The sequence below is a fragment of the Micromonospora sp. NPDC005257 genome (assembly GCF_042872445.1).
Classification (GTDB): domain Bacteria; phylum Actinomycetota; class Actinomycetes; order Mycobacteriales; family Micromonosporaceae; genus Micromonospora.
In genome coordinates, this window is record NZ_JBIAKL010000001.1 from 714,950 (window position 1) to 726,931 (window position 11,982).

8 protein-coding genes are annotated in these 11,982 nt (G+C 74.3%); 1 reads left to right on the top strand and 7 read right to left on the bottom strand.

The features are described from left to right. Positions 1-37: 37 nt before the first annotated feature. Positions 38-361: a nuclear transport factor 2 family protein gene (locus tag ACFYO8_RS03020; RefSeq protein ID WP_355097155.1), complete on the bottom strand. Its 324-nt coding sequence runs from the start codon at positions 359-361 to the stop codon at positions 38-40. A gap of 10 nt (positions 362-371) precedes the next feature. After that, the gene (locus tag ACFYO8_RS03025; protein WP_355097156.1) at positions 372-1,604 is read right to left on the bottom strand and encodes an SLC13 family permease; all 1,233 of its coding nucleotides are present in this window, start codon (positions 1,602-1,604) and stop codon (positions 372-374) included. A gap of 107 nt (positions 1,605-1,711) precedes the next feature. On the opposite strand from ACFYO8_RS03025, the gene ACFYO8_RS03030 reads away from it, so the two are divergent. Beyond that, a complete protein-coding gene (locus tag ACFYO8_RS03030; RefSeq protein ID WP_387256729.1) occupies positions 1,712-7,486 on the top strand; it encodes a TIR domain-containing protein in 5,775 nt (1,924 codons plus the stop codon). On the opposite strand, the gene ACFYO8_RS03035 is transcribed toward ACFYO8_RS03030, so the two are convergent. From ACFYO8_RS03035 to ACFYO8_RS03055, 5 genes are all read right to left on the bottom strand, one after another. After that, on the bottom strand, positions 7,483-8,127 hold the full coding sequence (locus ACFYO8_RS03035; RefSeq protein WP_387188446.1) for a GNAT family N-acetyltransferase: 645 nt from the start codon (positions 8,125-8,127) through the stop codon (positions 7,483-7,485). The genes ACFYO8_RS03030 and ACFYO8_RS03035 overlap by 4 nt on opposite strands. A gap of 150 nt (positions 8,128-8,277) precedes the next feature. After that, positions 8,278-9,513 carry a ricin-type beta-trefoil lectin domain protein gene (locus tag ACFYO8_RS03040; RefSeq protein WP_387188444.1) on the bottom strand — a complete coding sequence of 412 codons (1,236 nt, stop codon included), beginning with the start codon at positions 9,511-9,513 and terminating at the stop codon, positions 8,278-8,280. Positions 9,514-9,626: 113 nt separating this feature from the next. Further along, the gene (locus ACFYO8_RS03045) at positions 9,627-10,907 is read right to left on the bottom strand and encodes an MFS transporter (RefSeq protein ID WP_387188442.1); all 1,281 of its coding nucleotides are present in this window, start codon (positions 10,905-10,907) and stop codon (positions 9,627-9,629) included. Then, entirely contained in the window at positions 10,904-11,479 is a 576-nt protein-coding gene (locus tag ACFYO8_RS03050) for a helix-turn-helix domain-containing protein (protein ID WP_387188440.1), read from the bottom strand. Before ACFYO8_RS03050 ends, ACFYO8_RS03045 begins: the two co-directional genes overlap by 4 nt. Positions 11,480-11,536: 57 nt before the next feature. Continuing rightward, positions 11,537-11,974, bottom strand: coding sequence for a VOC family protein (locus ACFYO8_RS03055; RefSeq protein ID WP_354863471.1), 438 nt, complete (start codon positions 11,972-11,974; stop codon positions 11,537-11,539). Positions 11,975-11,982: the final 8 nt, after the last annotated feature.

Consider the following 11,982-nt stretch of genomic DNA (forward strand, 5'->3'; position numbering starts at 1 on the left):
GCCCGCAGCCGCGCCGTAGCGATTTTTCCGCCCCGCCTCAGGGGGCGATGCGCAGTCGCCGGATGCGGGTGTCGTCGTACTCCTCGAACCGGAACCGCAGCCCGGCGAACGGGCTGCCGGGGAAGTCGCCGCTGATCGTGGCCGTCACCACCGTCCCGGCCGGTGTCTGCTCGACGTCGGTGATCTCGTACGACACCAGCGGCGTGCCGCTGCGCCAGGCGCGGATCTCGTCGATCCCGCGGTGGGTGCGTCCCTCGTCCTCGACCACCGCGTCGTCGGCGAACAGCGCGAGGTGGGGCTCCTTGTCGGCCTGGCCGGCGAGCGCGAAGTAGCGGCGGACGATCTCGGGCGTTCCGTTCATGCCCGGGAGCCTAGGCACCGGGTCCGACGAGAAGCGCCGTGACGGTGGCCGTGGTGGCGAGCACGGCGAGCGCGGCGCTGGTGGCCACGAACCGGCCCAGCGGCACGGCCACCCCGGCGGCGCGGCAGCGCTCGTACCAGATCAGCGTGGCCAGCGACGCCCACGGCGTGGCCAGCGGACCCACGTTCGTGCCGATCAGCAGCGCCAGCAGCTGGGTGTGCCGGTCGGCCGCGATCACCGCCTCGCCGGCCAGGTACGCGGGCAGGTTGTTCACCACGTTGCTGAACAGCGCGCCGACCGCGCCCGCCCGCAGCGCCCCCTCCGCGCCCGGGTCGGCGCCGATCAGCGTGCCCATCACGGTGTCCAGGCCGTACCGGCCGATGGTCTGCACCACCAGGAACAACCCGGTCACGAACACCAGCAGTCGCCACGGCACCAGCGCCGGCCGCAGCCGGTGCCGGGCGCGCACCGCGAAGCCTGCCACCAGGATCGCGGCGGCCACCCCGGAGGCGATGCCGATCTCCACCCCGGCGAGGATCCCGGCGACGAACAGCAGGCAGGCGGCGAGCGCGGTGCGGTAGAGCGCCCGGTCCGGCGGCACGTACGGCGGCGGCGGGACGAACGGGTCGGCGCCCGCGCGCGCCGGACGCCAGTACCACCACCACAGCAGCAGCGCGGTCACCGCGACGGCGACCAGCTGCGGCCACCACATCCGGGCCGCCCACGGCACCGGATCCAGGTCGACCCGGTCGCTGGCCAGGATGTTCGTCAGGTTGGACACCGGCAGCAGCAGGCTGGCCGTGTTCGCCAGCCACACGGTGGTCATGGCCAGCGGCGTCGGCGGCACGTTCAGCGCCCGGGCCAGCGCGATCATCACCGGCGTGAGCAGCACCGCAGTGGTGTCCAGGTTGAGCGCGATCGTGGTCACCGAGGCGAAGCCGACGCAGAGCCAGAACAGGGCCCGGAAGCTGCCCCGCGCGGTCACCGCCACCCGCGTGGCCAGCGCGTCGAACACCCCGGCCACAGCGGTCAGCTCGGCCAGCACCACCACGGTGCCGAGAAAGATCAGGATGGGGATGATCCGCCGCATCGTGCCCTCGGCGTCGGCGCGGGGCAGCAGCCCGGTGAGCACGCACACCACCCCGAGCACGGCCAGCCCGATCGCGATCCAGTCGAGCACGTGCAGGCGGCCCCAGCGGGAGCGGTCGGGCACGGCGTTCGGCGGATCGCCGGGGGTCTCCACGAGGGATGATCCTCGCACATGCCCAGGCGGGCAGAGGAGCCCGACGCGGGCGGATCCGAGCTGCCGAGGGTGTCGATCTGTTGACCGTCGGTGGCCATAATGACCGTGTGGTTGTAGGCGCGCACCCCACCCGGTCCGACCGCCCCATCGATTTCTTCATCAGCTACTCGCCCGCGGACGAACGCTGGGCCACGTGGCTGGCGTGGGAGTTCGAGGCCGCCGGCTACCGCACGTTGTTGCAGGCGTGGGACTTCGTGGCAGGCACCAACTTCATCGACTTCATGGACCGAGGCGTCCGTGAGGCCGAGGTGGTGGTGGCGGTGCTGTCCGAACGCTACCTGCACTCGACCTACGGCAAGCTGGAGTGGCAGGCCGCGCTGCGCGCCGACCCGGACGGCACCGGCAACAAGCTCGTCACGGTACGCGTCGAGGACTGCCCGATCGACGGCCTGCTCGCCACCATCACCTATGTGGACCTGGTCGGCGTGGACGACCCGGCGCAGGCCCGCAACCGGGTGCTCGACCGCATCCGGGAGGCGCTCGACGGCCGGGCCAAGCCGATGCGGCAGCCGGTCTTCCCGCATCACCCGGCCGACCCGCACGGGGTGCTCGCCGCGCCCGCCACCGGAGCGCCCGCGCCCCGCCGCGCCCGGCGTACCCCGATCAACCCGCCGCCGTTCCCGCCCGCCGCGGCGGCGCCGCCGACGGCCCGGGACACCGTCACGGTGCTCCAGGTCGCCGGGCCGCGCTTCGGCCGGGGCGTGATCACCCCCGGCGCGCCGGTCACCCCCGGCGAGGTGCAGGAACACCTGATGGGCGACCTCACGCTGCTGATGAACGACGGCGTGCCCCGGCCGGACCTGCTCGTCGTCGGCGGCAACCTCACCGAGTCGGGCAGCCCGCGCGAGTTCTCCGACGCGCTGAGCTTCCTCACCGGCCTGCGGGTGCTGCTCGGGCTGGAGCCGCACCGCCTCGTCGTGGTGCCCGGCCCGCGCGACGTGACGATGGCGGCCTGCCGCGCGTACTTCGCCACGTGCGAGGCCGACGACGTCGACCCGCAGCCGCCGTACTGGCCGAAGTGGCGGCACTACGCGCGCCTGTTCGACGACCTCTACCAGGGCCTCGACGACCGGATCTTCGACAGCGAGCAGCCCTGGACGCTGTTCCCGGTGCCTGACCTGCGGGTGGTGGTGGCCGGGCTGAACTCCACCATCGCCATCACCCACCGCGAGGAGGACCGGTACGGCTTCCTCGGCGAGGCGCAGTCCAGCTGGTTCGCCCAGCGGCTGCGCCACTACCAGCAGTCCGGCTGGCTGCGACTGGGCGCGATGGCGCACGCCCCGGGGGCGCGCAGCCCGTACGCCGACGAGGTGCCGCCGGACCCGGTGTCGCTGCGCGACCGGGGCTCGGTCAACCGGCTGGTCGGCCCGATGCTCAACCTGCTGCTGGCCGACGCCGCGCCGTCGGCCCGGGTCGACCCGGTGGTGCCGCTGGCCGCCGCGCCCCGCGACGGCCGGGCGCAGGTGCTGCGGCTCGGCGCGGACGGGATGACCCGCTGGGTGCTCGGCCGCGACGACCGGCTGGACGGCGGCGCGGTCACCGCGGTGTCCTGGCCGCACGCGGAGGCCACCTTCGGCGCGTCCGGCCCGGCCCAGGTGCCGGACCCGCGGCGTCCGGTCGCCGTCGAGGGGGCCACCCAGGCCGCCGCGGCGGCCGCCGCGCCGGTCGCGCCGGTGCAGCGGCTGCTGGACCGGCTCGCCGAGGTCTGCGAGGCCCGCTACGACCGCGTGGTGGTACGCCGCGTCGGCACCGACCCGCCGCACCTCTACATCAGCTACCGCTCCGACGGGGTGGTCCGCCAGCAGCGCGTCGGCGCGCACGTGGGCACCCCCACCGCGGCCGACCTGGACGCCTTCGCCCGCCGGGTGCACGCCACCGACCCGGACATCGCCTCCGAGCTGGTCTACGACGGCGACCGGGTGCCGCGCGGGCTGGCCGAGGAGGCGCAGCGCCGCGGCGTACGCGTGCTGCACCTGACCGAGTTCCAGGGCCTGCTCGACCTGCGCGAGTACGTCGCCGCGCAGACCGCCCGGCTCCAGGCCGACCGGCTCTACCCGCCCGGGCAGTACGTGCCGCAGCGTTACCGCCACCTCGTCGGCGCCGACCAGCGCGTGCGCGACGACGTGGTGGACGAGCTGCTGGAGACCGTCTCCGCGCCGGACGGCCGGTTCGTGCTGGTGCTGGGCGACTTCGGCCGGGGCAAGACGTTCGCGTTGCGGGAGGTGGCCCGCCGGCTGCCCACCGCCGCGCCGGACCTGATCCCGATCCTGGTCGAGCTGCGCGCGCTGGACAAGGCGCACTCGGTGGACGGCCTGGTCGCCGCGCACCTGGCCAACCACGGCGAGCAGGTGATCGACCTCAAGGCGTTCCGCTACATGCTGCGCCAGGGCCGCATCGTGCTGCTGTTCGACGGATTCGACGAGCTGGTGGCCCGGGTCACCTACGACCGGGCGGCCGACCACCTGGAGACGCTGCTCCAGGCGGCCGAGGGCAACGCGAAGATCGTGGTGAGCAGCCGGACCCAGCACTTCAAGACCAACTCGCAGGTGCTCACCGCGCTCGGCGAGCGGGTCGGCCTGCTGCCGCACCGGCGCGTCCTGGCGGTGGAGGACTTCACCCCCGGGCAGATCGAGGCGTTCCTGCGCAACCGGTACGGCGGCGACGAGCGGGCCGCCCGCGAGCGGATGGACCTGCTCGCCGGCGTGAAGGACCTGCTCGGCCTCTCCCGCAATCCGCGCATGCTCGGGTTCATCGCCAACCTCGACGAGGGCCGGCTGGCCGCCGTGGCCGGGGCGGGCGGCACGTTCAGCGCCGCCGGGCTGTACCGGGAGATCCTGGAGTCCTGGCTGGACTTCGAGGAGCGTCGCACCCAGGGCATCCCGGGCGCGCCGGTGAGCCTGCGCCGGCCCGAGCTGTGGCAGGCGGTGAGTCGGCTGGCGTTCCAGCTCTGGGAGAGTGGCGAGGCCTATCTGCGCCTGGCCGAGCTGGCCGACTCCACCGGCCGGCTCGCCGGGCGGGCCGACTCGCGGCTGTCCGGCCCGCAGGCGGCGCACGCCGTCGGCGCGGGCAGCCTGCTGGTCCGCACCGATGACGGGCTGTTCGGGTTCATCCACACCTCGGTCATGGAATGGCTGGTCGCCGAGGGGGTGGCCGAGCAGCTCAACCGGGGTGAGGAACCGGCCGCACTGGCGGTGCGGTCGCTGTCCGCGCTCGCCGTGGAGTTCCTCGGCGACCTCGCGGACCCGGCCCGCTGCACCGCGTGGACCGCCCGCGTGCTCGGCGACGAGTCGGCCGGCGAGACGCTGCGCGCCAACGCGCTGCGGCTGTCCGCCCGGCTGCGCCTGCCCGACCGGGCCGACCTGCGCGGCGCGGTGCTGCGCGGCGAGGACCTGTCGCACCGCGAACTCGCCGGCGCCGACCTGACCGGCGCCGACCTGACCGACGCGCGGCTGGTCGCCACCAACCTGACCGAGGCGCGCCTGGAACACGCCCGGCTGCGCGGCGCCCGCCTGGACCAGGCCCGCCTCGCCGGGGCGGACCTGCGCGACGCGGAGCTGGCCGGGGCGCGGCTGTTCCGTACCGACCTGCGCGGGGCCCGGGTGGCCGGCAGCAGCTGGCACCGCACCGCGCTGATCGACGTCAGCGCCGACGCGGCGCTGCTGCGCGCCCCGGAGCTGCGCGGCGCCGTCGTCGCGCCGGGCCGGCCGGTCGCGCCCGGCCTGGCCCCACCCGCCGTGGGCGTCGGCTACGGCTTCGAGGTGGGCCGGCTGCCGGTGCCGGTGGCGTACAGCCCGGACGGCGCGGTGCTCGCGGTGGGCAGCGACGACGGTGGTGTGCTGCTCTGCGACACCGCTACCGGGCTGCCGGTGCGCACGCTCCAGGGACACCGGTCCCGGGTGTACGCGGTCCGCTACGACGCCGCCTCGCACCAGCTCGTCACCGGCTCGGCCGACCTCACCGTACGGCTGTGGGACGCCGACCACGGCGACGTGCGGCACGTCATCGAGGACGTCTTCGCCGGCTGGGTGTGGCCGCTGCTCACCGACGGCCGCCGGGGCCGCCTGGTGGTCGGCGACGCCGCCGGCGTGGTGCGCCTGTACGACACCCGCGGCGCCCGGCTGCGCCACGAGTGGCCCGGCCACGCCGCGCCGATCTGGGGCACCTCGTTCAGCCCGGACGGGCGGCGGGTGGTGGTCGCCGACAGCGCCGGCACCGTACGCGGCTGGGACGTCCCCACCGGCAAGCTGGCGTTCGAGGTCCGCGAGCCGGAGGTGGTCTACCGGGTGGTGCACTCGCCGGACGGCCGGCTGCTGGCCGCCGTCGGGCAGCACGGCCGGGTCTGGGTCCGCCGGGCCGCGGACGGGGAGTTGCTGCGCGCGCCGCGCGGTCACGAGGCCGACGTGTACGCCCTGGACATCAATCCCGACGGCACGCTCATGGCCACCGGCGACACGCACGGCGCGCTTCGGCTGTGGGAGACCGAGACGGGCCGCCCGGTGCGGGTGCTCGGGCGGCAGCGAGGCGCGATCTACAGCGTCCGGTTCAACGGCGACGGCAGCCTGCTCGCCACCGCCGCCAGCGACGGCGCGATCCAGCTCTGGGACACCGACGACGGGCAGGTGCGGCACGAGCTGACCCGGCACCGCGGCTCGGTCTGGCCGGTGGTCTGGCGGCCGGACCAGAACCAGGTGGCGACCAGCAGCAACGACGGCACCACCCGGCTGTGGGACGTGCGTACCGGCCAGCTCCAGCACACGCTGCGCGGGCACGGCCGCCGGGTCACCGCGCTGTCCTTCCGCGACGACGGCGAGGTGCTCGCGGCCTGCGGCAACGACGGCGTGATCCGGCTCTGGGAGCCGCGTACGGGCCGCCTGCTGCGCCAGCTCGCCAGCCCGGCCGACCGGCTGCTGTCGGTGGTGTTCTGCCCCGAGGAGCCGCTGGTCGCCACACCCAGCGGTGACGGCGGCGTGCACCTGTGGAACACCGACACCGGTGCCGACGAGCGCGAACTCAACGTGGACACCGACCACGTCTGGGCGGTCGCGTTCAGCCCCGACGGCGACGCGCTGGCCACCGCGAACGACGACGACACGGTACGCCTGTGGTACCGCCGTACCGGCCGGCACTTCGCCACGCTCACCCCGCACCGGGGGCGCGTGCGCACCGTGGCGTTCAGCCCCGACGGCGAGACCATCGCCACCGGCTGCGACGACCAGACGGTACGGCTCTGGGACGCCGCCACCGCCACCTGCCGGCTCACCCTCGACCACCACACCGACCGGGTCTACTCGGTCTGCTTCAACAGCGAGGGCACGCTGCTCGCCAGCGCCGGCAACGACGGCACGGCCGTGGTCTGGGACGCGGTCACCGGCGAGCGGCGCCTGGTGCTCACCGAACACGACGGCCGGCTGTGGTCCTGCGCGTTCAGCCCGGACGGCAACCTGCTCGCCACCGCCGGCGACGACCTGGTGATCCGGCTCTGGGATCCGGTCACCGGCCGGCTGCACGGCACCCTGGCCGCGCACACCCGGCGCGTCTGGTCGGTGCACTTCAGCCCGGACAGCAGCCTGCTCGCCAGCGCCGGTGACGACGGCACGGTACGGCTGTGGGACGTCGCCGACCCGGAGCACGCCCAGTTGCGGACCACGCTGATCGGCCTGCCGGACGGGTGGGCGGCGGTCAGCCCGGACGGCCGGTACAAGCTGGACGGCGACCCGGGCGGCCAGTTCTGGCATGTCATCGGCACGTGCCGCTTCGAGGTCGGCGAGCTGGATCCCTACCTCACCCAGGTCCGCCGCCTCCCCGTGGACGCCCCCTTCTAGCCCTTACGCCTTTCCCGGTGATCAAGGGGCCCGGTCCAGCGGACCTCGCCGTCCTGCCACACGTCGGTGGGGGCCAGGCCGCAGGCCGTGGCCACCGCCGCCGACGCGCGGTGGTCGGGATGGACGTGGGCCATGAGGGTACGCACACCGCGTCGCCCCAGCCAGCCGACCATTCCACGGGCGGCCTCGGTGGCGATACCGCGCCCCTGCCAGGGCGTCCCCACCACCCAGGCGATCTCCGCGACCGGTCCCGCGGTGGCCGGTGTCGCCTCGTCGAGGTGCCGGTGGCCGACCGCGCGCGCACCCGCCGTGGCGGTGTCCGCCGCCGTCCCGTGTGGCTCGGTGACTGTGGCCTGGACGAAGCCGGCCAGCCGGCCGTCGTCCCGGAGCTGGATCACCCAGTTGCACCACGACTCGGCCGGGTCGGGCGAGCCGGCGACCAGCCGTTCGTAGCGGGCCCGCAACGCCGCCGGGGCCGCGGGCTCGCCGCCGATGAACGTGTGCAGCGCCGGGTCGGCGAGGACGGCGGCCATCTCCTGGGCGTGCTCGACGGCCAGGGGCAGCAGGTTCAGCCGTGCGGTGGGGACGGGTTCCGGCGTGAACCCGCTCATCGGGGTCAGCGCGCCGGTCGGGTCATCCATGATCGCGCTTCCAGAAGATCGATGGTCCGGTCTCGCGGGAGCGAAACGGACCTCACGGTAACCCAGACCGCCCACCGGGACGCAACGCCATTCGTGCCGCCACCGGGGCGGGCGGGGTGTGGCGCCCGCCCCGGGCCTCGGGGGTGCCGGTCAGCGCCGCCACTTCTGGTTGGCGGCGCCGGTGCAGTCCCAGATCTGCAGCCGGGTGCCGTCGGCCGAGCTGGGACCGGTGGCGTCCAGGCACTTGTTCGCCTGGGGATTGACGATGTCGCCGGCCGCGCTGAACACCCACTTCTGCGCGCCGGTGCCGTTGCAGTCGTAGAGCTGCACCTTGGCGCCGCTCGCGGTGGATCCGGCGGCCACGTCGAGGCACTTGCCGAGCGCGCGTACCGAGCCGTCGGCGTTCCAGCTCCACCGCTGGGCGGCGGTGCCGTTGCAGGTCCAGAGCTGCACCGGGGTGCCGTTGGCGGTGTTGGCGCTGGCCACGTCGACGCACTTGTCGCCGTACCCGACGATCTGACCGCCGGTGCCCCCGCCGCCGTTGTCCCAGGCCTGGACCCGGACGTAGTCGATCGTCATGGTCTGCGGGAACGTGGTGCCGCCGTCCGGCGAGCCGGGCCAGTTGCCGCCGACCGCGACGTTCATGATCATGAAGAACGGGTGGTCGAAGACCCAGCGGTTGCCCCCGATGTCGGCGGGCGTCTTGCGCGAGTACGCCACGCCGTCGAGGTACCAGGTGATCGAGTCCGGCGCCCAGTCCACGGTGAAGGTGTGGAAGGCGTCGGCGAGCGCCTGCCCGCCCGGCGTCGAGGTGGACGCGCCGACGCCGCTGCCGCCCGAGTAGCCGGGGCCGTGCAGCGTGCCCCAGACGGTCGACGGCGCGTAGCCGACGTTCTCCATGATGTCGATCTCGCCGCTGCCGGGCCACGGGTTCGTGCCGATGTCGTTGCCGAGCATCCAGAACGCCGGCCACAGTCCCTGTCCACGCGGGACCTTGATGCGCGCCTCGAACCGCCCGTACGCCTGGGCGAACGTGCCGTTGGTGAGCAGCCGGGCCGAGGTGTACTGGCAGCTTCCGTACCAGCAGGAGTAGCCGGACGGGTTCTCCTTGCGGGCGGTGATGACCAGGTTGCCGTTGCCGTCGAGCGCGGCGTTGCGGGTGCTGTTGGTGTAGTACTGCAACTCGTTGTTGCCCCAGCCACCGCCACCGATGTCGTAGCGCCACTTGCTCGCGTCGGGGGCGGCGCCGGCCGGGCCGTTGAAGTCGTCGGACCAGGTGACCGCCCCGGGGGCGGCGATCGCGGGGGAATCGGGGACGGTGGCGAGGGCGGCGGTGAGGCCGACCGCTGTCACCGCCAGGGCGGCGAGGGTACGGATGGTGCGCACGGGGCGCCTCCTGCGGGATGGTGGCCGTCACCGTCGCGGCGGCCGGCCCCGCCCGACGGTTAACAAACCATACAAATAGACTTCGATGAAGGTATGAACGAAGTCGGTCGATGTCAAGAGAGCGCTTCCCGCTGGCGCTCCGGCGTCGGCTCGGGCTCACGCTGCCGTACCACTGTGGGCCGGCGCATGTCCCGCCACGGACCGCCCAGCAGCGGCGTCAGCACCACCAGCAGGTAGCAGGCGCCCATCACGACGAGCGTGGACGTGGGGCCGAACCGGTCCGCGGCGAATCCCGCGCCGACCGCGCCGGCCGGCATGGCCGCCCACGCGCCCGCGCCGATCACGCCGTACACCCGGGCCCGCATCGCCGGTGGCACCCGCTCCAGCTCGACGGCGCCCATCAGCGGGTTGAGCGAGCCGGCGGCCAGCCCGGCCACCGCGACCACGGCCACCACGACCGGTAGCGGCGGCGCGGCGGCGAGCGCCCACAGTGGCGGCGCGCCGCAGAGCGCGAAGGCGGTGACGAACGTGGCCCGGCGGGGCAGCCGGTGCCCGATCGCGCTGAACACCAGCGAGCCGACCAGTGCGCCGCCGCCCATGACGCCGACCAGCAGGCCGAACGCGGCCGGGCCGCCGAGTTCCCGGTCGGCGACCACCGGCAGCAGGACCTGGCTCTTGGCCGCGTCGAACAGGTTCGTCACCAGCACCAGCAGGACCATGGCGCGCAGCAGCGGCTCGCGGACCAGGAAGCGCAGCCCGGCGGCGAACTGCCGCCAGTAGCCTCCGGTCTCCGGCTCGCTCTCGTCGCCGGAGGGCCGAAGGCCGCGCGGCACCAGCAGCGTCACCACGAGCGCCGACGCCGCGAACGTCGCCGCGTCCAGGGCCAGCACCGGCAGTGCGCCGAACACGCCGACGAGCAGGCCGGCCAGCGGCGCGCCGATCATCCGGGCGCCGCGCGAGGTCGCCTCGGCCCAGCCGACGGCCCGTTCGATCGGCACCCCTGCCGCCGCCGCGGCCTCCGGCAGCAGCGCCTCACGCGCGGTCTGCCCCGGCGTGTCGAGCAGGCCGCTGACGAAGACGAGGGCCAGCAGCGCCGGGAACGGCAGGCCGACGGTGGCGTGCAGCAGGGGTACGGCGGCGATGGTCAGGCCGGAGATCACGTCGGCGAGCACGCTGGAGCGGCGGTAGCCGATCCGGTCGACCAGCACCCCGCCGAACGCGCCGCCGAGCACCACGGGCGCGGTGGCGAACGCCCCGGCCAGCCCGGTGGCCGCCGGTGAGCCGGTCTCGGCCAGCACGTAGAGCGGCAGCGCGATGAGCGTGAGCACGTTGCCGGTCAGCGAGACGGCGTGCCCGATCAGCAGTCCGGTCAGGGGCCGGCGGTCGCGGTTCACTGCGGCCCCCGGTACGCCTGCCAGATCAGCGTGACCATCTCGGCACCGGGCCGCCCGGGTGCACCGCGTTCCCGCCAGCGCCGGCCCAGCGCGGACAACTCGTCGCGCAGCTCGACCAGTTCCTCCGGCGTCAGGCGCAGCACCATGTCGCTGCTGGTGGTGCCGCGTACCCAGGCCGGGTCGAGGCTCGCCTCGGAGTCCAGGTACGCCTGGTAGCGGTCCACGTAGCGCTGCATGGCGGCCTGGCGCAACAGGTTGCCGGCGAGCCGGCGCTCCGGGTCGTCGAGCAGTTCCAGCGGATCCCAGTCGGTGGTGGCGTGCGCGGCCCGCCACCACCGCTCGCGGCGGTCCCGGGCCAGCTCGGGGGCGGCGGTCACGAAGCCGTGTTCGGCCAGCTTGCCGATGTGATAGCTGACCGAGCCGACCGCATCGCCGGTCCGCTCGCTCAGCATGCCGACCGTCTGCGGGCCGCGCAGGCGCAGCTCGCCGAGCAGCCGCAGCCGAGTGGGGTGGGCCAGCGCCCGCATGGCTCGCGGGTCGCTCACGCGCCGGTTGCCGGTCTCGTCCGCCATACCGACAGGCTAGAACAACAAGAAGTGATGTACAAGACGTCTTGTATATCGGCGGAGTCAGTCCAGGCAGAACTCGTTGCCCTCCGGATCGGTCATCAGCAGGTGGCCCGCGTCCAGCGGGGGAGCGGGCTCGTGGCGCTCGACGCGCGTCGCGCCGAGCGGGACGAGCAGGTCGGCCGTCGCCTCCAGCGCCGCCATCCGGGCCTCGCCGGTCAGCCCGGGCGCGGCCCGGACATCCAGGTGCACCCGGTTCTTGACCCGCTTGGGCTCCGGCACCCGCTGGAAGAACAGTCGCGGACCGGAGCCCTCCGGGTCGACCACGGCCGAGGCGTCGTTGTGCCGCTCCGGCGGAACGCCCATCGCGGTCAGCGCCTGCTCCCACGAGCCGAAGCCCTCCGGCGGGCCCTGGATCCGATAGCCGAGAACCTCGGCCCAGAACGCCGCGAGCTTCGCGGGATCGGCGCAGTCGATGGTGATTTGCACGTCGCGAGCCATGGCAGCTC

Excerpts from the sequence above, each read along its gene's own strand:
- ACFYO8_RS03020 (WP_355097155.1), bottom strand. The coding sequence starts at position 361 with ATGAACGGAACGCCCGAGATCGTCCGCCGCTACTTCGCGCTCGCCGGC.
- ACFYO8_RS03035 (WP_387188446.1), bottom strand. The coding sequence starts at position 8,127 with ATGGATGACCCGACCGGCGCGCTGACCCCGATGAGCGGGTTCACGCCG.
- ACFYO8_RS03050 (WP_387188440.1), bottom strand. The coding sequence starts at position 11,479 with ATGGCGGACGAGACCGGCAACCGGCGCGTGAGCGACCCGCGAGCCATG.
- ACFYO8_RS03055 (WP_354863471.1), bottom strand. The coding sequence starts at position 11,974 with ATGGCTCGCGACGTGCAAATCACCATCGACTGCGCCGATCCCGCGAAG.